The organism is Ochrobactrum sp. SFR4, assembly GCF_019730395.1.
Taxonomy (GTDB): Bacteria; Pseudomonadota; Alphaproteobacteria; order Rhizobiales; family Rhizobiaceae; genus Pseudochrobactrum.
The window spans coordinates 439,791-463,021 of record NZ_JAAPBB010000001.1; the positions used below are offsets into that span (position 1 = coordinate 439,791).

16 protein-coding genes and 1 riboswitch are annotated in these 23,231 nt (G+C 52.4%); of the genes, 5 read left to right on the forward strand and 11 right to left on the reverse strand.

The window, feature by feature from the left end:
* Window positions 1-38: 38 nt before the first annotated feature.
* The 7 genes from HBA93_RS01875 to polA form a co-directional block, all read right to left on the reverse strand.
* Entirely contained in the window at window positions 39-812 is a 774-nt protein-coding gene (locus HBA93_RS01875; RefSeq protein ID WP_221722129.1) for an ABC transporter ATP-binding protein, read from the reverse strand.
* Window positions 809-1,813, reverse strand: coding sequence for a FecCD family ABC transporter permease (locus HBA93_RS01880; protein WP_122093452.1), 1,005 nt, complete (start codon window positions 1,811-1,813; stop codon window positions 809-811). Before HBA93_RS01880 ends, HBA93_RS01875 begins: the two co-directional genes overlap by 4 nt.
* Window positions 1,814-1,838: 25 nt before the next feature.
* Complete coding sequence (locus tag HBA93_RS01885) at window positions 1,839-2,690, reverse strand: ABC transporter substrate-binding protein (protein WP_221722130.1); 852 nt, start codon at window positions 2,688-2,690, stop codon at window positions 1,839-1,841.
* Window positions 2,691-2,791: 101 nt separating this feature from the next.
* Window positions 2,792-4,795, reverse strand: a complete 2,004-nt coding sequence (locus HBA93_RS01890; protein WP_221722131.1) for a TonB-dependent receptor — start codon at window positions 4,793-4,795, stop codon at window positions 2,792-2,794.
* A gap of 126 nt (window positions 4,796-4,921) precedes the next feature.
* Window positions 4,922-5,120, reverse strand: a riboswitch (cobalamin riboswitch).
* 105 nt (window positions 5,121-5,225) lie between these two features.
* Complete coding sequence (locus HBA93_RS01895; protein WP_221722132.1) at window positions 5,226-6,236, reverse strand: Ldh family oxidoreductase; 1,011 nt, start codon at window positions 6,234-6,236, stop codon at window positions 5,226-5,228.
* Between the two features lie 147 nt (window positions 6,237-6,383).
* Complete coding sequence (locus HBA93_RS01900; RefSeq protein WP_221722133.1) at window positions 6,384-8,222, reverse strand: DEAD/DEAH box helicase; 1,839 nt, start codon at window positions 8,220-8,222, stop codon at window positions 6,384-6,386.
* 349 nt (window positions 8,223-8,571) lie between these two features.
* Window positions 8,572-11,514: a DNA polymerase I gene (polA, locus tag HBA93_RS01905; protein ID WP_221722134.1), complete on the reverse strand. Its 2,943-nt coding sequence runs from the start codon at window positions 11,512-11,514 to the stop codon at window positions 8,572-8,574.
* Between the two features lie 497 nt (window positions 11,515-12,011).
* On the opposite strand from polA, the gene HBA93_RS01910 reads away from it, so the two are divergent.
* Window positions 12,012-13,403 carry a dipeptidase gene (locus tag HBA93_RS01910; RefSeq protein ID WP_121991996.1) on the forward strand — a complete coding sequence of 464 codons (1,392 nt, stop codon included), beginning with the start codon at window positions 12,012-12,014 and terminating at the stop codon, window positions 13,401-13,403.
* Between the two features lie 16 nt (window positions 13,404-13,419).
* Window positions 13,420-14,040 (forward strand): ribonuclease D, encoded by a 621-nt coding sequence (locus HBA93_RS01915; protein ID WP_121991997.1) that lies wholly within the window; start codon window positions 13,420-13,422, stop codon window positions 14,038-14,040.
* Window positions 14,041-14,082: 42 nt separating this feature from the next.
* On the opposite strand, the gene HBA93_RS01920 is transcribed toward HBA93_RS01915, so the two are convergent.
* Window positions 14,083-15,171 carry an acyltransferase family protein gene (locus HBA93_RS01920; protein ID WP_353619304.1) on the reverse strand — a complete coding sequence of 363 codons (1,089 nt, stop codon included), beginning with the start codon at window positions 15,169-15,171 and terminating at the stop codon, window positions 14,083-14,085.
* Window positions 15,172-15,513: 342 nt separating this feature from the next.
* Here HBA93_RS01920 and HBA93_RS01925 point away from each other — a divergent pair, with 342 nt between their 5' ends.
* Complete coding sequence (locus HBA93_RS01925) at window positions 15,514-17,943, forward strand: PBP1A family penicillin-binding protein (RefSeq protein ID WP_221722135.1); 2,430 nt, start codon at window positions 15,514-15,516, stop codon at window positions 17,941-17,943.
* Here the strand turns inward: HBA93_RS01925 and HBA93_RS01930 are convergent, their stop codons facing one another.
* Entirely contained in the window at window positions 17,944-18,423 is a 480-nt protein-coding gene (locus tag HBA93_RS01930) for a GNAT family N-acetyltransferase (RefSeq protein ID WP_221722136.1), read from the reverse strand. It abuts the gene before it with no gap.
* Complete coding sequence (gene glpK, locus HBA93_RS01935; protein ID WP_221722137.1) at window positions 18,410-19,906, reverse strand: glycerol kinase GlpK; 1,497 nt, start codon at window positions 19,904-19,906, stop codon at window positions 18,410-18,412. Before glpK ends, HBA93_RS01930 begins: the two co-directional genes overlap by 14 nt.
* Before the next feature lie 238 nt (window positions 19,907-20,144).
* Here glpK and HBA93_RS01940 point away from each other — a divergent pair, with 238 nt between their 5' ends.
* Window positions 20,145-20,891 carry an SDR family NAD(P)-dependent oxidoreductase gene (locus tag HBA93_RS01940; protein WP_121992001.1) on the forward strand — a complete coding sequence of 249 codons (747 nt, stop codon included), beginning with the start codon at window positions 20,145-20,147 and terminating at the stop codon, window positions 20,889-20,891.
* Between the two features lie 10 nt (window positions 20,892-20,901).
* Window positions 20,902-21,837 (forward strand): carbohydrate kinase family protein, encoded by a 936-nt coding sequence (locus HBA93_RS01945; protein ID WP_221722195.1) that lies wholly within the window; start codon window positions 20,902-20,904, stop codon window positions 21,835-21,837.
* Window positions 21,838-21,878: 41 nt separating this feature from the next.
* On the opposite strand, the gene pncB is transcribed toward HBA93_RS01945, so the two are convergent.
* Entirely contained in the window at window positions 21,879-23,183 is a 1,305-nt protein-coding gene (gene pncB, locus HBA93_RS01950) for a nicotinate phosphoribosyltransferase (protein WP_221722138.1), read from the reverse strand.
* Between the last annotated feature and the right edge of the window lie 48 nt (window positions 23,184-23,231).

The following is a 23,231-nucleotide window of genomic DNA, read 5'->3' on the forward strand; positions in this document are numbered from 1 at the left end:
TAATCACAAAAAACGCCGGAAATTCCGGCGTTTTTTATTTATCTTACAATATGTGTCGGCTGGATAATGAGACCGTCCGGTGTTTGCGCACGATACACTCCTACACCATAGAGATCGCGGATCACGTCTTCCCTCAGAATATCCGCTGGTGCGCCATCAGCCACCAGACAACCGTCTTTCAGCAAAAGCAGGCGGGTACACCAGCGTGCAGCCAGCCCCAGATCATGCAATGTGCAGATAATGCCGCGACCGCTCGCGGAAAGCTCACGAAAAATCTGCATCAGGCCAAGCTGATGTGCCGGATCAAGCCCTGCCACCGGCTCATCGGCCAGCATCAAAGGCGTATCCTGCGCAATGGCGCGGGCAATCAGTACCCGTGCCTGTTCACCACCGGATAATTCCCGCGCCGGTTTATCGCGCAGATGAGTAATCTCCAGCGCTTCTATGGCAGATGTAATCTGGTACTGATCTTCTCTGCTCAGGCCGGAGAATTGCGGCAGACGGGCAAGACGGCCGAGCTGCACTACAGTCTCAACGCGCATATTCCAGCTGATCTCCCGATCCTGCGCAATATAAGACAGAAGCTGCGCACGCTTTACGCTTTTAAGCTGCGCAGTTTCCTGCCCGTTTAAGGTGACTAAACCCTGATAAGGCAGTTGCGCCAGCAGAGCACGCAACAACGTGGACTTTCCTGCACCATTCGGGCCGATCAGACCGACAAACTCGCCTTCACCTATGGTGAAAGAAACTCCGCCGATTATGATACGTTTCTGGCGGGAAACCGAGAGATTTTCAACGCGTAACAGGCTCAAATTTCTGCTCCTTTGCGCAATCTCCACACCAGATGCAGGAAGAATGGGGCACCAATCAAGGCTGTTAGTACACCGAGCTTCAGGTCCTTCTCCGGCAGAATAAGACGTACAAAAATATCAGCTGCCAGCAGCATGACTGCCCCGCCTATTGCCGAAGCCGGTAGCAGGCGCGACGGGCGGGAACCAACTAGCGGGCGCAAGACATGCGGCACCACCAGCCCGATAAAGCCAATTGCTCCTGCCACAGCCGTTGCCGCGCCGACACTCATCGCCGTGCCTGCAACCACCAGAAATTGCACTTTACGCAGATCGACACCCATGCTCGCTGCTGTCTCCTGCCCCAAAGTCAGCGCATCCAGTGAACGGCCGGACAGGATCAGCATGATCCAGCCAAGGCTCATAAACGGCAACACCAGCCAGACATGGCTCATGGAACGATCATTTAAGGAACCGAGCATCCAGAAGACAATTTCCATCAGGGCAAAAGGATTGGGCGCAAGGCTCAGTGCCAGTGACGTCAGCGCACCGGCAAAGGCCGAGACTGCAACACCGGCCAGAATAACCGTAATAGTAGAGCCGCTGCCGCCTGCCAGAAACTGCACCAAGATTACAGCTATAAATGCAAAACCCAGTGCCATCAGCGGGAGGCTTAAAGGAAACAGCAAAGACAAACCGCTATAAAGCGCCAGAACCGCGCCAAGTGAGGCGGAAGAACTCACCCCCAACAACCCGGGCTCGGCTAAGGGATTGCGCAAATAACCTTGCAAAGCCGCACCGGACAAACCTAATGTCAACCCGATCATTAGCCCCAACAAGGCACGGGGAAGCCGCAATTGCTGCATGATCAGCACTGTATCGCTATCCCCCGCTCCGAACAGACCGGACAGCCCTTGCATAAGACTGATGGAAGACGGGCCGGTCAGCAGCGAGATAGCAAACAGGGCGATCAGCACCACGCCAAGCACAAGCAACAGACCATAATAGCGCCGGTTCTGATCCATTAGAGCATTTCCCACTTAAGTTTTCTCATTCAAAATGCTCTATCTTTTTTGTTTTACGCATGTCTTTGTCCCAAAACCGGTATCCACTTTTGGGAGACATGCTGTATCGCTCTCCGTTTGCCTGTCTGGCACGCTGCAAAATTCTCACTGCTTCCAGCGTATAGACTGAACCGCACGACCAGCTGCGCGCAGGCACAGCCACATGCTGTGTTTTACGCCCCTGATCACTTACCAAAGCTTTCATAACCGGATGCCGGTAATTCTGATAGGCCAGTGCCGGTTTCTCATAAAATTCAGGCTCAATGATCATATCCGGCTTCAGACGAATGAGATCTTCCAGCGATACGCGCCCTGCTGCCAGTCTGCTGTCACTGGCACCAAGATTAGTAATATCCAGCATTCTCATGATTTCATCAGACAGCGTTCCCGCACCCGATGTATAGCCATTGGGTTCATAAAGCAGTGCAGTTACCGGCTGTGCATTCTTCTGCAAAGTGCCAAATGTCCGGTCAATTTCAGCAATTTGTGCCTGTGCTTTTTCCTGCTGTCCGAGAACCTGCCCCATTTGCGCGATCTGTTGGCGGATATCAGCAAAGCTCTGCGCATAGCCGAAACGCTCAATCCTGACACCTTCCCGCTCCAGAACTGCAAGCTTGTCCGGCGCTGTGTAGACCGAGGCCAAAACCAGACCGGGCTTCAGCGCCAGTATTTCCTCAAGACCGGAACGGTTGAGATGATAATTTCCGGCCTGTTTTGCGACCGGCGAAGAAACCGGATCTGCCGCAATATGGCTGACCGAGACAATCTGAGACGGTTCAGCCAGAGATAGTGCCAGAATATCCGTACAAAGATTGAGCGAAACCACCCGCTTCGGCAATATCTGCGCCTGCAACGGTAAGGCACAGAAGCACAAAAGACAGGCCGCGAGAACGGCCTGCCTTTTACTATGACGAATAAAGGCGATTAAACGCACCATTCTCAGAAAGAGGCTTTCAAACCGGCAAATGCACCGCGACCCGGTGTATTATAGCCGTAGACTTCCTGATATTTTTTATCGAACAGGTTTTCGATACGGGCATAACCTTCAAGTTTATCTGTGAATTTATAGCTGCCGCCGATGTTAACGACGGTATAGCTGCTCAGATTAACGCGGGATGATGCACCACCTATGAAGGCAACATCTTCCATCTTGCCATTGAATACTGCTTCACCGAACAGACGCGCGCGATCTTCATAGAATGTATAGGCCACATTCACAGAACCGGAATGCCGCGGACGACGTACAGCATCTAAATCATCAGCCCCTTTCGAAGATGTGTAAGTATAGCTGCCGCCTGCTGTGAAGCCATGGAACAGGTTCAGCGTTGCAGCCAGTTCCACACCATGACGACGGCTTTTTCCGTCGAGGTTTTTCACAGTTGATGTCCAGTCCGGATTATAGACGGTCACGATCTCATCCTGCAGATCCTGATTGAAATAGGTTACATCCGTAACCAAAAGACCATCAAAGAAAGCATATTCCAGCCCGATATCCCAGCCAAGGCTTTTCTCAGGCTTCAAATTCGGATTGCCGACAAAAGTGCTCGGCGTATAACCAAACTGCTCGAAGAAAGTCGGATTGGTCACACCGGTACCAACGGAACTGTGCAGACGGGCATTTGTATCAGGAATTGCCCATGCACCGCTCAGAGAGAAAGTTGTGGCGTCGTCAAAATCTTTATTCACATCATGGCGCAAACCAAGATTGACGAAGAACTGATCCGCAAACTCACCATTATATTCGCCGACAAAGGAATACATTGAACGCTTGTGATGCTCAAACTGGGTCGGATCCATCCACGGATTGGACAAATCATTCTCCGTCGCCACCTGACGGAAACGCTCCTGCTGCCACTCTATACCGCCGGTAATTTTGTGATGTGCATCCGCAAAACTCGGCGTATCAAAAGCATAGGTTGCCTGATAGGAGGCCGTATAGCGGCTACCTTTATTTTCAGCAGGATAGTCCGGTGCAATATATTCATATTTGCGGTCACTGCCGGTGAAACGCAATTTCTGCGTCAGCGCATCATCCAATGCTGTCCATGTCAGACCAACACTTCCCAGAAGCTCATTCGTCTTACCTTCCAGACCGATTGAATCCAGCGGGTTAAGGGATGTCATATTATCAAGATCAGTGCGGTTCTTCACATAACGCAAAGTCGCGTCGAGTTTGGCTGTATCCGACAGATCAATATTGACCTTACCATTCAGCGTCAGATTTTCATCGCCGTCTTTTTCATCGCCGACATTGGAAATATTGAAACCTTTAGTGCGGCGGTAGGAGGCGGCCAGCGCCATATCATAATTTTCAGCACCGCCCTGCAACAGCACGCCACCGAGCCATGAATTCTGGCTGCCGGCTTCCGTTGTACCGCTGATTTTGAAACCATCGCGCTTGCCGCCTTTTGTGATAATATTCACAACGCCAGCCAGTGCATTTGAGCCCCAGAATGCGCTCTGAGGGCCGCGCAGAATTTCAATCCGGTCAATATCTTCCGCCTGCAAAGCGCCGAAATCATAGGCATCGCCGGAAGCAGCATTCATTTCAACGCCGTCAACCATTACAAGAAGATGGTTTGCTTCAGCACCGCGCACACGAATATTGGTCATACCGCCTTTGGAGCCTGAACGTGATACGGCAAAACCCGGCACCATACGCAGCGCATCGGCCACATAACGCACCTGATTTTGCTCAAGCTGCTTGCCGGTAATCACAGTTACAGCACGGCCGGTCTTGCCTTCTTCAATCGGCGTGCGACCGGCTGTTACGAGGATTTCTTTAAGCTGTACCGGTTCCTGCTTTTTCTCTTGCGCCAGCGCATTGCCAAGGCTGAAAACTGTCAAAACCGTTCCGAGTACCAAAACTGATTTTTTATGCTGCAACAAATTGCGTGTCATGCTGTCCCGCCATAGATCAGACAATGCACGCTTCTTCAGCATTGCATTGTCCTGAATGATACAAACCGCATTTGAGACAGGCTGAAAACAACAGGCATATCCGCATGCGGCAACATTTTAACAATGTCACCGTCACGGACGTCCGCGCCTGCGCACCCCTCGTGCACCGGCTGGTGACCGGAAAAGGCAGGTCTCCTGACTTGCGGGTCATCACGAACGCTCCGCCTTCCCGTCCTCGGGGACAGTGGCTTACCGGAGGCCGCTCACCGTTACAGTTGCGGGGGCAGTCACGGATTGGACACCGTGTTCCCTTTTCATTTGTCTGAAGCAATAATGCTCAGACAAAACCTTTTCCGTGTAAAGCGATAACAATGCACCGCTTCACGGTCAATTCTTAAGCAATTATGAACTGCGTTTTTCAACGGGGCGTGATACTTGTGCCGCAGTTTCAAAAAGATAGCCGCTTTATCCGTTACAGCGCACGGATATCATCAAAGAGTTTTTGCGGAATTGTCACCGTACCATTGGCCAGACTGCGTTCACGAGCTTCATAGCGGCGCTGCGACGGCAGCCGTGCGCCCTGATCTGTAATCGCCGAGAACATTTTCTCCGCCCGCGCCATATGTTCAGCCATTGCTGCGCCGAGGAAACTCTCCGGATTCAAGGCAATCACGATTTCCCCGTGTTTCGGCGTTGCCCCACGGCCATTATCCCATTGCTGAGATTCAAGGCTCAGCATATCGCCGATCAATGGCCCCGCAAGCAACTCTACCATGGCAGAAAGCGCTGATCCTTTATAACCGCCAAAGGTCAGCATTGCGCCTTCCAATGCAGTCTTTGCATCAGTCGTCGGCTCACCGTTTTTATCAACCGCCCAGCCTTCCGGTATCGGTTTGCCTGCACGGCGATGCAATTCGATCTCACCACGCGCCGCAGCACTGGTGGCAAAATCAAAAACAAACGGATATTTACCGGCACGCGGCCAGCCGAAAGCAATCGGATTGGTGCCGAACACACCGGTCTTGCCACCGGCAGGCGCAACCCATGAATGGCTTGGCACCATTGTCAGCGATACCAGACCATGCTCTGCCAGCATTTCCACTTCCGGCCACAGAGCCGAGAAATGCACACAATGATTGATGGCCATCGCGGCAATACCAAGCTTGCGGGTTTTCTCCACCAGCATCGGCAGGCCTTTTTCCAGTGCCAGCAGAGAATAACCACCTCTGGCATCCACCGCAACAATACCGCCTGCACGGTCTTCCACCTCCGGCTCAGCATCCAGCACAACAGCACCGGTTTTAATGGTCTGAGCACAACTCAGCACCCGATAAAGCCCGTGTGAATCGCATTCATCACGCTGGCAGCTTTGCAGCAAACGCGCATTGGCCTGCGCATGTTCCTGAGAAAGACCAAGCTTGATAAAGGTCTTTTCCGCAAGATTGTAAGCTTCATCCAGTGTGATGGTAATGGTGGCGGTCATGGCTGCGGTATCCTCCCTGCGTATAAAGCCTGCTTTAAAAACAGTCTAATATATCAGATACCTAACCCAGCCATTACAAAACAGCAAGTTATTACCTTATTAAAATAAAAAACCCGCTCAGAGAGCGGGTTCTTCAAAGCTTAGATATCAGCGGGAGAATTTGCGGTCGCCGCCTTCACGCGGCTTGCGCGGGCCTTTTGGCTTATCGCCGTAAGGCTTGCCTTCACCGCCTTTAAAGCGGGACTTGCCTTTCGGCGCGCCCCAGCCCGGCTTGTCATCACCACCGCGCTTGTCAAAGCGGCGTTCGCCACCGCGATCAGAACGCGGGCCACGGCCTTCCTGCTCAGGCGCAGTTGAAGTGCGGATCACCAGACCTTTTTCGCCTGTACCCTGTTCTTCAACAGTCGCGAAATATTCCTTGGCTTTTTCGCTGTTAATCTCGAAACGGGTTTCGTTTTCAAGAATACGGATTGCACCAACATCGCCCTTGGAAACCTGACCGGCTTTACAGATCAAAGGCAGAATCCATTTCGGATCAGCACGATGTTTACGACCGGCAGACAGTGTAAACCATGCACCGCCATTGAAGGAGGAACGATCTTCACGCGGAGCGCGCTCCGAGCGCTCACCACGTTCACCGCGCTCGCGTGCCGGTGCGCCCAAAGCGCGTACAGGACCTTCAGAAACATCTTCCGGTGCCGGACGGCTTTCAATTTCACGGCGTAAATAAGCAGCTGCGATCTGTTCAGGCGTATAACGCGCCTGCAATTCGCGCATCAGCTCCTGCATGTCTTCAGGAATCTCATCGCTGAGACGTTCGTTGCTAAGGATAACCTCACGAACCTTTTCCTGAACCGCATTAATAGTCGGCGCTGCAATGCTCTTGGCATCCAGACGTGTCATTTGCAGCAGACGCTCAGCCGAACGACGGCGGGAGAAAGGAACCACCAGAATACAGGTGCCTTTACGACCAGCGCGACCGGTACGACCGGAGCGGTGCAGCAGTGTTTCACCGTTATTCGGCAGATCGGCATGAATAACCAGATCAAGATTTGGCAGATCAATACCGCGTGCAGCAACGTCTGTTGCTACGCAAACACGGGCACGGCCATCGCGCATGGATTGCAGCGCATTGGTACGCTCAGCCTGTGACAATTCACCGGACAGCGCCACAACCGAGAAACCACGATTGCTCAGACGGCTTGCCAGATGTTTCACACCTTCACGGGTGGAAGCAAAGATAATGGTGTTGACATTATCATAATAAAGCAGCGTGTTGATGATCGCGTTTTCGCGCTCATGCGGCGGCACAATCATTGCCTGATAGGTAATATCAGCGTGTTTTTCATGGCTGGCGGTTGCAGTAATGCGCAATGCATCTTTCTGGAAACGCTTGGCAAGCAACGCAATGGATTTGGAAACCGTTGCCGAGAACATCAGTGTACGACGATCTTCCGGTGCTTCACCGAGAATGAATTCCAGATCTTCGCGGAAGCCGAGATCAAGCATCTCATCAGCTTCATCAAGCACAACAGCGCGCAGATCAGACATATTCAGCGCACGGCGTGTGATATGATCGCGCAGACGACCCGGTGTACCCACGATAATATGTGCACCGCGCTCCAGATTGCGGCGTTCGGTACGGATATCCATACCACCAACACAAGTGGTGATACGGGCACCGGTTGGTGCGTAGAGCCATTCCAGCTCGCGGGCAACCTGCAAAGCCAGTTCGCGTGTCGGCGCAATAATCAGAGCCAATGGTGCACGCGGGGCTTCCAGACGATCGCCCTGTTCGAGCAGATCAGCTGCCATGGCAATACCAAAAGCAACAGTTTTACCGGAGCCGGTCTGAGCGGAAACCAGCAGATCGCGACCGTCATTGTCAGGCGTCAGCATAGCCTCCTGAACGGAGGTCAGTTCCTCATAGCCACGAGCTTTGAGCGCACCGGCAAGGGCAGGTGCAATAGTAGAAGGCAAGGTCATGAATGACTTTCAGCAATGGCTCACCCACGCATCAACTGGCCCCGACATTATTTGCTCTGAAGTTTCAGAAGCAAATGTCCCATCCCTGGCTTCATTCATGATGAAACGGCAAAAAGCCGTATACCATGCTTTCACACATCCGTGACCGGTAACGTAAATAAGCAAACAACAATAAGTGATGATGCTGCGCTACGTAAAGGCGAATGACATTGAGGTCAACCTGCAACGGGCGATTGTTACAATCTATTCCGCGCAGCAGACCAGTCTTTCACCTTTTAAGGCGCTTATGTTGCAAAACCGGAGTTTTGCAACATGTTCTGGTGCCTCTTACTGCATTAACTGTATAAGATCAATGCGCCTCATCCCAGTTTTGTGCAGCCCGAGCATCAACCTGTAACGGTACTGTCATTGAAACTGCAGGCATTGCCGCATTGATCATAACCTCACGCACCACCTCAATAGTATGCTCAACCTGCGCATCTTCAACCTCGAAGATCAGTTCGTCATGCACCTGCAACAGCATTTGCGCATCGAGCTTCGCGTCTGCCAGTGCCGGTTCCATGCGGATCATCGCGCGACGAATAATATCCGCTGCCGAACCCTGAATAGGCGCATTAATCGCAGCCCGTTCATTAAACGCCCGCACCTGCGGATTACTGGCTTTGATCTCCGGATAATGAATACGGCGGCCGAAAATAGTTTCGACATAGCCTTGTTCACGCGCGGCAGCCTTGGTCGTTTCCATATAATCCTTGATGCCGGGGAAGCGCTCAAAATAAGTACGGATATATGAGCTTGCCTCTTCACGCGGAATGGACAGCTGATTGGCAAGGCCAAAGGCCGAAATACCGTAAATAATACCGAAATTGATTGCCTTGGCGCGGCGGCGCACTTCGGACGGCATGCCTTCTACCGGTACGCCGAACATTTCAGATGCTGTCATCGCGTGAATGTCGATACCGTCATCAAAGGCTTTTTTCAGCTGGGCAATATCCGCCACATGCGCGAGTACACGCAGTTCAATCTGGCTATAGTCGGCAGAGATCAGCTTTTTACCCTGCGGCGCCACAAAGGCTGTGCGGATTTTACGGCCTTCTGCGGTGCGCACCGGAATATTCTGCAGGTTCGGTTCTGACGAAGACAGACGTCCTGTGGTCGTTACCGCCATAGAATAAGAGGTATGCACCCGCTTTGTTTCAGGATGAATATAGCCGGGCAGTGCATCCGTATAGGTGGATTTAAGCTTGGTGAGCTGGCGCCAGTCAACGATCTTGCGCGGCAGCTCATGGCCTTCCGCCGCCAGATCTTCCAGCACCTGCGCAGAGGTCGACCACTGGCCGGTTTTGGTTTTTGAACCACCCGGCAAGCCGAGTTTGCCAAACAGAATATCGCCAAGCTGCTTCGGTGAGCCGATATTCATCTTTTCACCGGCAAGCGTATAAATCTCATCTTCAATAGCCGCAGCCGATTGCGCCAGATCACCGGAAAGACGGGAGAGAATTTGGCGATCAACGCTGACACCGCGCTCTTCCATCCGCGCCAGCACTTCAACCAGCGGGCGTTCCAGCCGCTCATAAACTGAGGCCATACCATCTGCCGCCAAACGCGGTTTCAGCACCTGCCACAGGCGCAATGTGACATCGGCATCTTCCGCACCATAGGCGATGGCGCGATCAATCGGCACCATGTCAAAAGTCACTGCCGACTTCCCGCTGCCAGCCACCTCCTTATAAGGAATGGTTGTGTGACCAAGCCAGCGTTCTGCAAGCACATCCATACCATGGGTGCCGGTACCGGCATCCAGCGCATAGGACAGCAACATCGTGTCGTCAAAACGCGCAATATTAATGCCGAGACGATGCATGACCAGCCAGTCATATTTCATATTCTGGGCAATGATCAGCACTGACGGGTCTTCCAGCAGCCGCTTCAGTTCTGCAAGAGCTGTATCCAGCGGAATCTGCCCTTCGATCAGTCCGCCGCCGAGCAGATCGCCCTGACCGGATTTATGTATCAGCGGGACATAACAGGCCTTGCCTGCTGCCAAGGCCAGTGAGAAACCAACCAGTTCCGCCTGCATCGGATCAAGCGAGGTTGTCTCGGTGTCAAAAGCGACAAAACCCTGATCAATCGCCTGATCGACCCAGTCTTTCAGCACCGCAATATCGGCAATACCAACATAAGCAGAATGATCGATTTTAGCTGATATGCCTTGCGCTTTGCGGGCTTCCACCAGAGCCTGCGGCCGCATCAGCTGGCCGCTGTGTTCTGCAGTTACAGTCGCAACTGCTTTTTCCGGTGCCGAAGCTTCAGCAATATCCGTGCCGCGATCAAGATCAGGACCGCGTGCTTCCGCACCCCATTCTGTTTCAACAGTGACCGGCTCAATCTCGGCAGCAACCGTATCTGTGGCCTCTGCCACACGGCGGGTCAGCGTGGTCAGTTCCATCGCCTTCAGGAAGCCGATCAGCTTCGGCCCGTCCTGCGGCTCCAGCATCAGCCCGTCAAGATCAATCTCCAGAGGTACATCATTCTTCAATGTCACAAGCTGACGCGAAATGCGGGTCTGATCCGCAAAAGCGATAATATTCTCGCGGCGTTTATTCTGTTTAATCTCGGAAGCGCGGGCAAGCAGCGTATCCAGATCGCCGAACTCTTCCAGCAATTGTGCAGCCGTCTTTGGCCCGATACCCGGAATGCCAGGCACATTATCGGTTGAATCGCCGGTCAGCGATTGCAGGTCGATCATTTTCTCCGGTGGCACACCCCATTTTTCAATCACTTCAGGGATTGAAATCTGTTTGTCCTTCATGCCGTCATACATAGAGACCTGATTTGTCACCAGCTGCATAAGGTCTTTGTCTGATGAGACGATGGTGACAGTCGCACCGGCTTCTTCCGCAAGGCGCGCATAGGTGGCGATAATATCATCGGCCTCATACCCTTCCTTTTCAATGCAAGGCAGGTTGAAAGCATGTGTTGCCTGACGGATCAGGCCGAATTGCGGGATCAGATCTTCCGGCGGCGCGGTACGGTTAGCCTTATATTCCGGATAGATTTCCTTACGGAAAGTCTGCGAAGAATAATCAAAGATAACCGCAAAATGGGTCGGCACCACGCCGACATCCGTATTGCGCGCATCTTTCAAAAGCTTCCACAGCATGTTGCAGAAACCGGACACCGCACCAACCGGCAAACCGTCTGATTTGCGGGTGAGCGGCGGCAAAGCATGATATGCGCGAAAAATATAGCCGGAGCCGTCGACGAGGAAGAGATGATCACCTTTTTTCATGGTAAAAGATGTAAAGCATAAGCGCGAAAAAAGAAATCACGCCATACCGCTCGTCACGAAATAATCCTCGCTTATCTTTCACCCTGTCCGGCGCTCTATAAGCAATAACTTTTTTGTGACTGACACGCCCCGTTTCAGCCCTTGTATTGCCACTTTTTCTGGCCACATTAGCCCTATCGACAACATTGTCGGTTTCCGTTTTTCGGCATGTCCCCCGCCGGAAAACCGGGGTGGTAGCCTCCCCCCCCTCTGGCTGCCACCATTTATTACAAGCCGTTACGGTTCCCCTCACCGTAACGGCTTTTGCTTTTCCGGATAAAGACAAGCGCGACCATTTACTGCTACGCATTGTGCCAAGGTAAAACCTGTTTCTACTTTTGCAGGAAATGCCCGACATCTTCCCTGTACAGTCTCCGGCCATTTACGCTAAAACCATCCGGACTTTAAAAACACATTCATGCTTTGCGAGTCGAAGTATGCTTTTTCATGAGGGTAACATGTCAGCACTTGAACCTGTTCTTCAGCACCTCGATCAGAACCTCGACCACAGTGTCGATCATCTGTTTGATCTTCTGCGCATTAAATCCATTTCCACAGATCCGGCTTTTAAAGCCGACTGCCGCAAAGCTGCGGAATGGCTGGTAGAAGATCTGAAGAGCATTGGTTTTGATGCAAGTGTGCGCGACACACCGGGTCACCCGATGGTTGTTGCCCATCATGAAGGCGCAACGGCAGATGCACCGCATGTGCTGTTCTACGGTCATTACGACGTACAACCGGTTGACCCGCTGAATCTCTGGGAAAATGACCCGTTTGATCCTGCCGTTAAAGAAATTGAAGCCGGTCGTAAAATCCTGACCGGTCGTGGCACATCCGATGACAAAGGTCAGCTGATGACTTTTGTCGAAGCCTGCCGCGCTTATAAAGCCGTACATGGTCAGCTGCCGGTCAAAGTAACCATCTTGTTTGAAGGTGAAGAAGAATCCGGTTCACCATCGCTCAAACCATTCCTCGACAGTCACAAAGAAGAACTCAAAGCCGACGTTGCTTTGGTTTGCGACACCTCGATGTGGAACCGTGATACACCGGCGATCTGCGTTGGTCTGCGTGGTCTGGTAGGCGAACAGATAACCATTAAAGCCGCTGACCGCGACCTGCATTCCGGCTTCTTTGGTGGTGCCGCCGCCAATCCGCTGCATGTGCTGTCAAAAATTCTCGCTGACCTGCATGATGAAACCGGCCGTGTAACTGTAGAAGATTTCTATGAAGGCGTGGAAGAAACCCCAAGCCAGATTTTGAAGTCCTGGGAAGGTCTTGGCCGTACCCCTGAAAACTTCCTCGGCCCTATCGGCCTGTCTGTACCATCGGGCGAACAGGGTCGCAGCGTGCTGGAACAGACATGGGCGCGCCCGACTGCCGAAGTCAACGGCATGATTGGCGGCTATACCGGTGAAGGTTTCAAGACCGTGATTGCTGCGGAAGCCTCGGCCAAAGTTTCCTTCCGCCTCGTACATAAGCAGGATCCGGATAAAGTCCGCGCCAATTTCCGCAAATTCGTTGAAGCCCGTCTGCCTGCTGATTGCCGCGTAGAATTCCACCCGCATGGCGGTTCACCGGCTATCCAGCTTTCCTATGATTCACCACTGGTCACACAGGCTAAGCAGGCTTTGTCTGATGAATGGCCGAACCCTGCTGTACTGATTGCCATGGGCGGTTCTATTCCGATTGTCGGTGACTTCGACAAATTCCTCGGCATGGATTCCCTGCTGGTCGGTTTCGGCCTTGAGGATGACCGCATCCATTCTCCGAATGAAAAATACGAGCTGTCCTCCTTCCATAAAGGCCAGCGCTCTTGGGCTCGCATTATTGCGGCTCTTTCTCAGAAATAAGATAACGGAACCTTCAATGACTACTATCCGCGTTCATAAAAACGATCTGCCTGATCTTGATAATTATCAGGTAGATTCCGTCGCTATTGATACGGAAACGCTGGGGCTCAATCCTCTGCGTGACCGTCTGTGTGTTGTGCAGATTTCACCGGGCGATGGCACCGCGGATATTATTCAGATCGAGAAGGGGCTGAAAAAAGCCCCTAATCTGGTCAAACTGCTCAAAGACCGCTCAATCACCAAAATCTTCCATTTCGGCCGCTTTGATCTGGCCGTTCTGGCACATACATTCGGCGTGATGCCGCAGCCGGTTTTCTGCACCAAGATCGCTTCAAAACTGACCCGTACCTATACGGATCGCCACGGTCTGAAAGAAATCTGCTCGGAGCTTCTGGAAGTTTCGATTTCCAAACAGCAGCAATCATCCGACTGGGCAGCGGAAACTCTGTCTCAGGCGCAGCTTGAATATGCTGCTTCAGATGTTCTTTATCTGCACCGCCTGAAAAAGGTTCTGGAATATCGTCTGGAGCGCGATGGTCGTGAGAAACAGGCTGAAGCCTGCTTTAAATTCCTGCCAACCCGCGCAGAGCTTGATCTGATGGGTTGGGACGAGCAGGACATCTTTGCCCACGCTTAAAAATTTAAAGCCCGCTTTAAGCGGGCTTTTTTATGATCTGTTTTATACACGCACCGGAACAGTCCCGCTGCGATCAATGATAGCCCATTGCGGGCGCACAAACAGGAAACGTCCGTAACCGGTTTTCTCAATCAGCACATAGAGAATAACCGGCAGGATCACGCCCATCAGCATGGTCAGCAGCGAAATCGTACCTATATCGGTGACGATGCCCGTCTTCAGCAGTACCGTGCGGGTGACAGCCATTGGCAGGAAGAATGCCAGATACACAACAATGGAATGTGCGCCGAGATAACCTAGCACCCGATGCGCAATATTCGCTGAGCTTAAACAGGCGAGCAGCGATGATATGCTGATAATCGCCAAAGCGCCGAGGAAGCCGAGGAACAGCGAGACCAGTGGCAACTCACTATAACCGCCCAGACCACCGGCCTGCCATGCCTGTCCGCTCAGCAGCGATTTGCCGAATTCCGGCACAGGTGTGAACACCATCTGATATTCAACAAAAGCCCAGAGCAACAGACCGGTTACGGCAATCATTTTGTTGCGCGCTACCCATTCGGCCATACGGAAAATCTGGGGTGCCAGTGCATAACCGGCATAGAAATAGACAAAGCGTGAGCAGAATTCATCAATCATAATCCAGCCGGTATGGATCGGCAGGATTTCCAGAATGGCCAGCATGGTCAATACCAGCCAATGTGGCACGTCACGCATAAAACGCGTTGCCAGAAAGAAAAACGGCAGAATATAAATAAACCACAACGTGCCGAAAGGCTCGATAAAAGCCATCAGATAAGCACTGACAACACCGGAAGCACCGCCCTCAGCCATGATACCCGGCGCTTTAAAAACAAACTGAATAGTCAGCCACAGCACATAGAAATACAGGAAATGCACGACTTTGCGGTCAAGATAGCGCAGCCACGGCCGGTCAATCACAGCACTCAGAAACAGGCCGGAAATCAGAAAAAAGTCAGGCATACGGAATGGTTTGGCAAAGGCGACAACATAATGCATCCAGCCGGTCTGACCGGCGGCCTCTTCCACGCCCAGCGTTGAATGCATCATCACAACAAAAATGATGCATATCCCTTTGGCGATATCGACCCAGTCAATCCGTTGTGTCACGCTATACCTATCTGAACCAGTTTAACCTGTTTTCTATAATAAAATATCACAAAAGCTGAATAGTATTTTCGTGTACAGCCTGCATCAAATGAGTTGGAGCATCTTCAATTTCATTTGAATATTAGAAATGCTCTATCCATTTGCTATTACGCGCATCTTTCACCGAAATCCGCTGCACGTTTTTCGGAATGCGCTCTTAAGTACATTCTTGAATACAAAGCATAATTTCAAAACCCTGATGACAGCATTATACTGTTAGCAAAACTTTACTGCTCTTTAAACTGCCTCAATTACGGTGCAAAGCACAGCTATTCAATTTTTTAAGCAGGTTTACCAACGCATATGGCTTCCAGAGATTCAAAAGACCGACGCATAGAACCGTCCTTCGGAAAGCCAGAGACGCCTGCCAATAAAGATGAAATGCGCATTGATGAGGGTGATCGCGTAAATGGCAGCGCGTCCAAAAAACGTGCATCACGCGCTGAACGCGCCTCCCGAAAATCAAAAAAGCACGAGCAAGCCTCCGGTTCTTTCCGCTGGCTGCGCCGCCTGTTCTACTGGTCATTTGTCCTGATGCTATGGGGCGGCATCGCCGTTGCCGGTGTGGTGATCTATATCGCTGCCAAAATGCCGCCGACCAGCGACTGGGCCATTCCGGATCGTCCGCCGAATGTCAAAATCCTTGATGTGAACGGCAAGCTGATCGCCAATCGCGGCACGACCGGTGGCGAGGCCATCGGTTTGCGGGAAATGTCGCCTTTCATTCCGCAAGCGGTTATAGCCATTGAGGACCGGCGTTTCTATTCCCATTACGGTGTTGATCCGATTGGTCTCGGCCGTGCAGTCTTTACCAATATTACTAAAGGCCGTGCGGTACAGGGCGGCTCTACAATCACCCAGCAGCTGGCCAAGAACCTGTTTCTGTCACCGGACAGAACACTGGAACGTAAGGTGCAGGAAGTCATGCTCGCTTTGTGGCTGGAGCATACTTACACCAAAGACCAGATTTTAGAGATGTATCTCAACCGTGTTTATCTCGGCTCCGGCGCCTATGGTGTGGATGCCGCCTCACGGCGCTATTTTGATAAATCCGCCAAGGATGTGAACCTCACCGAAGCCGCCACACTGGCAGGTCTGTTGAAAGCACCGTCACGCCTCTCGCCTGCCCGCGACCCGAAAGCTGCCAATGATCGTGCCAAACTGGTGCTGGCAGCAATGCGGGATCAGGGCATGATCGGTCTCAAAGAACAAGCCATTGCCGAAAGCGAACCGCCGACACGTGCAGCTGCTTACTGGTCAGGGTCGGAAAATTATGTTGCAGATGCTGTATTGTCGGAACTGCCAAAGCTGATCGGCGAGACCAAAAGCGACGTAACCATTCACACCACTGTTGATCTGGATTTGCAGAAAGTTGGTGAAGAGGCCATCCGCGATCTGATTTCGCAAAACGGTAAGAAAATGGATGTCAGTCAGGGTGCCCTCGTCTCGATTGATGGTACCGGTGCGGTGCGGGCGATGATCGGCGGCTATGATTATGCCAATAGTCAGTTTGACCGCGCAACGGAAGCCCGCCGCCAGCCCGGCTCCACTTTCAAGCCGTTCGTATATCTGACTGCTCTTGAACAGGGGCGCACACCGGATTCCGTGCGTAATGATGCGCCGGTACGCATCGGCAAATGGACGCCAAGCAATTATAACGGCAAATATTTCGGCGAAGTGACACTGGCAACAGCTCTGTCCCACTCGCTCAATTCGGTTGCCGCGCAGCTGGTAATGGAAGTCGGTCCGCAGGCCGTGGTCGATACCGCCCATCGTTTCGGTATTCAGTCCGCTCTCACCTCCAATGCCTCACTGGCGCTTGGCACATCGGAAGTTACCCTGATGGAACTGACGGATGCATTCGTGCCTTTTGCCAATGGCGGTTATCGTGCACCGGTGCATATGATTACCAAAATCACCGGTAATGATGACAAGGTGCTCTATGACTATCCGGCTGAACAGCAGCAGCGCATCATCACCGAGCAGGTACTTGGCATGATGAATGCCATGCTGCGCCGTACCGTTGAAGACGGCACGGCAAAACGTGCCAAATTCGGCAACTGGCCTGCTGCGGGCAAAACCGGTACCAGCCAAAGCTCCCGCGATGCGTGGTTCATCGGCTATACGGCCAATCTGACGACCGGCGTATGGTTCGGTAATGATGACGGCAAGCCGACCAAGAAAGTCACCGGTGGCGGTCTGCCTGCGATGGCGTGGAAAACCTTCATGACTGCCGCTCATAAAGGCGTACCTGTTGCCGACCTGCCGAGCACCTATGAAATTCAGAATGTGCTGCCGGGCGGTAGCGACGAGCTGCCGGATGCAACGGCCAGTATCGGCCAGCAGCCGCCAGCATCAGACAATAGCGGCTACCCTGCCTTGCCGGAAAATGATGAGACTTACTGGCCACCGGCTCCCGGTGCGCCGCGCCAGCCTGACGGTGCACAATTGCCGTCTCAGCAAAATCAGCCTGCACAACCGCCGATCTCCGTGCAGGAAAACCCTGCACCGGTTGGAAATACAGTGCCACCGGTTCAGGATAATTCGGGCTATCCGACACCTCTGCCTGACAATTCCGGCTATCCGGTACAGACACCGCAGGGCAATAATGCACCGCCGCCGGTGGCCGGAGATCCGGCCTATGACGGCCCGCGCCCGCAAGGTGATGTCGGCGGACAGCCCGTGCGCAAAAACACCACATTGCTGGACGTGATTATGGGCAACGGGGAATAATTATAGCAATTTCTTCATCGGGAAGGTCAACATGCCAGACCTTCTCATGACCGGCTCTCCATCCGGCGAATAACCAAGCGTCTCGTAAAACTGTCTGGCGGTCGCCGTGCTGATAAGGTGACACACAACCCGCCCCTGCTCCTTTAACCAGCTCTCCAGAGCTGCCATCAAAGCCTTGCTGACACCGCGACGCTGATAATCCGGTGAAACATAATTGAGCAAAATACCGTCCGTTGCCGAGACAGCAGCAATACCAGTAATTTGCCCGTCAATCTCGGCGACAAGATAGACCTGCCCCTCGCGTGCAATCCATTCCCACAAATTATCCGGCGTTTTATTGGCAAGCCATGGATTCAAAATCTGCGGGTTATTCTGATGATCCGCAACACAAAGCTCCGTGATTGAGCGGTGCAGAACCGTGCAAATCTCTGCAGCATCTTCCGCTGTCGCCGCCCTTATCAGCATTTTATTGTTTCGCACGGAGTGTGCTGCGTACAGACTTATGCCAGCCATTGATTTTACGTTTGCGCAAAGCTGGCTCCATCAGCGGCTCAAAACGCTGCTGTTGCTGCCAGTCTTTGGCAAAAGCCTGCATATCGCCCCAGAGACCAGCCTTCATACCTGCAAGCCACGCTGCTCCCAATGCAGTGGTTTCCAGAATAACCGGACGATCCACCGGCGCATTGAGAATGTCCGACAGATTTTGCATCGTCCAGTCGGAGGCAACCATGCCGCCATCAACCCGCAGAACAATATCGCTGGTATCCGTTTTCCAGTCTTTATGCATCGCTTCAAGCAGATCATGCGCCTGATAGGCAACAGATTCCAATGCGGCTTTGGAGATTTCGGCTGGCCCCGAATTGCGGGTCAGCCCGTAAATCGCGCCACGCGCTTCTGCATCCCAATGCGGTGCGCCCAAGCCCACAAAAGCCGGCACCAGATAAACATCCTGTGTCTCATCGGCTTTGAGCGCCAGTTCACCGGACTCCGCTGCATTTTTGATGATTTTCAAACCGTCGCGCAGCCATTGCACCGCGGCTCCGGCAACAAAAATCGAACCTTCCAGCGCATAAGTCACTTCACCATTCAGGCGATAGGCAATAGTTGTCAACAAACGATTGCGCGACAGAACTTTATCCTTGCCGGTATTGAGCAGAGCGAAACAACCGGTACCGAAAGTCGCCTTCAACATGCCTTTGGCAAAACAGGCCTGACCGATCATTGCCGCATGCTGGTCGCCCGCCACACCGAGGATCGGAATTTCCGCGCCCAGCACATCAGCTTTCGTCACGCCGAAATCATCGGCGCAGTCTTTCACTTCCGGCAACATGCTACGCGGAATGTTGAACAGTTTCAGCAGTTCTTCATCCCACTCATTCCTGGCAATATTGAACAGCAATGTGCGGGAAGCATTGGTGGCATCGGTGGCGTGAACCTGTCCGCCGGTCAGCCGCCAGATCAGAAAGCTGTCAATTGTGCCAAACAGCAACTCGCCCTTCTCCGCTTTTTTACGCGCACCGGACACTTTGTTCAAAATCCATGCCAGTTTGGTCGCAGAGAAGTACGGATCAAGCAGCAGTCCGGTCTTGCGGCGGATACGCGGCTCAATACCCTGCTTCTTCAGTTTCATGCAGTCTTTTTGCGTGCGACGATCCTGCCAGACAATCGCATTATAAACCGGCTTGCCGGTTGTCTTATCCCAGACCACCACCGTTTCACGCTGATTGGTGATGCCGATTGCGGCCACATCTTCCATATTGGCCTTAGCATTTTCAACTGCCTGTTTGCAGGTCGTAACAACGCTTTGCCAGATTTCCTCCGGATCATGTTCGACCCAGCCGGATTTAGGATAATGCTGCGTAAATTCCTTTTGTCCGAGACCGGTGATCTTATGATTTTGATCGAAACAGATGGCTCTGCTGGATGTTGTACCCTGATCAATTGCCAAAATCAGTTTCGACATAAATATCTCCGATTCCCAAAAACAAATTTCTGAAATTATGTGTATTTGCTTGTCCGCGTATCTTATTCCGACCGGAGTGGGATAGGAAATCAATCCAGTGAAATGATTTCCCCGCGGAGGCGCTGCACACTTTTCAGGATACGCTAAATGTTTCAGTGCCAAATTTAAACACGCCTTGCAAATTGTAAAATCTATAGTGATAGTGTCCACTTAAAATTAGTGACAAAGGCCGATTAAAATGACTGATACGCCTAAAAAAACCATCGTACTGACCGGCGCAAGCCGCGGTATCGGCCATGCAACCGTGAAGCGTTTTTCACGGGCGGGCTGGCGTGTCATCACCTGTTCACGGCAGGATTTTTCCGACAACTGCCCGTGGCCTGCAGGACCTGAAGATCATATCAAGGTTGATTTGGCCGATCCCGAAGATATCGGCCGTGCAATTTCAGAAATCCGCCGTCGTCTGGAAGACAATGGCGGTCAGCTTAATGCACTGGTCAACAATGCCGGCATCTCACCAAAAGGCACAGGCGGAAGCCGCCTGAACTCCATTGAAACGCAAATGGCCACTTGGCGCGATGTGTTTCAAGTGAACTTCTTTGCACCGATCATGCTAGCGCGCGGATTGTTCAAAGAACTGGAAGCGGCGCAAGGTTCCGTGGTGAATGTCACGTCTATTGCCGGTAGCCGTGTGCATCCTTTTGCAGGTACCGCTTATGCGACCTCAAAAGCAGCACTTGCAGGTCTGACCCGTGAAATGGCCTCGGATTTCGGCCCGCATGGTATCCGCGTGAATGCAATCGCTCCGGGTGAGATTGAAACATCGATCCTGTCTCCGGGCACTGAAAAGCTGGTAGAGCAATTGCCACTGCGTCGTCTTGGCCAAACTTCGGAAGTGGCAGAGACCATCTATTATCTGTGCACTGAAGCCTCATCCTATGTGACCGGCTCGGAAATCCATATCAATGGCGGTCAACACGTTTAAGGGTGAAAGCATGATCCTCTCCTGCGGAGAAGCGCTGATTGATATGCTGCCGCGTGAAACGACAAGCGGCGAAACCGGATTTGTGCCCCATGCCGGTGGTTCAGTCTTCAACACCGCCATTGCCATTGGCCGGTTGGGTGCAAAGGCCGGATTTTTCTCCGGCCTTTCATCAGATTTTCTCGGGCAAATCCTGCGTGATACACTGGAAAAATCCCGCGTTGATACGCGGTTTTGTGCGATCTCGGATCAACCGACAACGCTTGCCTTTGTGCGGCTGAAGAATGGTCAGGCGAGCTATAATTTCTATGATGAAAATACTGCCGGTCGTCTGCTCGGTGAAGTTCAGCTGCCGGAACTGGGTGATAATATCAGCGCTCTGATGTTTGGCGGTATCAGCCTCATTCCGGAACCTTGCGGCAGTACTTATGAAGCGTTGATGCGGCGGGAAGCGCCAAACCGCGTGACAATGCTCGACCCGAATATCCGCCCGAATTTCATTCCTGACAAAGCCGCCCATCTGGCACGGATCAAGCGGATGATTGCATTGGCTGATATTGTCAAAGTGTCAGATGAAGACCTGCAATGGTTTGATGAAGGCACGGATCACGATATGATTATCCGCAGCTGGCTGGCCGCAAACGGGCAGGGCGGACCTAAAATCATCATCGTCACCAAAGGTGCAGATGGTGCTGTGGCCTATGCATCTAGTGGTAAAATCAGTGTCGGCGGTGAGAAAGTCACAGTAGCCGATACGGTCGGTGCCGGTGATACGGTCAATGCCGGTGTGCTGGTGAGCCTTGAAAAACAAGGCCTGCTGAATAAGCAATCCCTTGCGGCCATATCGCAAGAGCAGCTTACCGAAGCCATCGCGTTTGGCATCAAAGCCGCAGCGATTACCGTATCGCGTGCCGGTGCCAATCCCCCTTGGGATTATGAAATCACTTGATATGAAAAAGGCGGCTTTCTTAAAAAACCGCCTTTTGTATTTTAAACCCGCACTTCTTTGGCGACACGATCTTCACCACCGAAAAACTCGATATAGCGTTTGACCGCTTCAGGATCGCCGGTGGCTTTTGACGGATTATCCGACAATTTCACCGCCGGACGACCATTGGCGTCAATCACCTTACAGACCAGAGAAATCGCATTCAGACCGGATACATGCTGCGGTGCACAACCGGTGAAATCATTGGTGAGATTGGTACCCCAACCGAAGCTCATCCGCACACGCCCTTCAAAGTGGCGATAGGTCTCCTCGATTGTATCGACATCCAGCGCATCAGAGAAAATCAGTAATTTCTCACGCGGATCTTTGCCCTTGGATTTCCACCATTCGATAATCCGCTCCCCGCCCTCAATCGGCGGCGAACTGTCAGGGCGGAATCCTGTCCAGTCGGCAACCCAGTCCGGCGCATCGCGCAGGAATGCTGTTGTGCCGAAAGCATCAGGCAGCACGATCAAAAGATTGCCGCCATAATAACGGTTCCAGTCCTGCAACACGCGGTAAGGTGCTGAACGCAGTTCTTCATCCGTATCGGCCATAGCCGCCAGCACCATCGGCAATTCATGGGCATTGGTGCCCAGTGCTTCCAGATCGGTATCCATCGCCAGAAGCACATTACTTGTGCCGGTGAAAGCATCGCCGATGCCTTCTTTCAGCGCTTCCACACACCAGCGCTGCCAGAGGAACGAATGACGGCGGCGGGTGCCGAAATCAGAGATTTTCAAATCCGGCAATTGGCGCAGGCGATCAACCTTGCCCCACATCTTGGCTTTGGCGCGGGCATACAGCACATCCAGCGCGAAAGGGCCGAGCGATTTCATGGCCGCGCGGGAGCGTAACTCATTGATAATTGCCAGCGCGGGAATTTCCCACATTGTCGTATGCGTCCACGGCCCGTGGAAATGCAGCTCATATTGTCCGTCGCGCCGTGTCAGCTCATATTCCGGCAGCTGGAATGTGCTGAGCCATTGCAGAAATTCCGGCGTGAAAATCTGTTTGCGGCCGTAGAAATTATTACCGGCCAGCCAGATCATTTCTTTTTTAGTCATACGCAGGGAGCGGGCATGATCAAGCTGCGCACGTAATTCGCCTTCATCAATCTCATCCGCCAGCCGCACGGTTTTCGAGCGGTTAATCAGCGAGAAAGTAGCATCCACCTGCGGATAAAGCCCCCAGATCATTTGCAGCATCAGCAGCTTATAGAAATCCGTATCCAGCAGACTGCGGACAATCGGATCCAGCTTCCACGTATGGTTATAAACGCGCTGCGCAATATCTGTTCTGGTCATGCCAGATGTCCTTATCTGATCCGATGAGATTTATTCTCATCCTGAGCA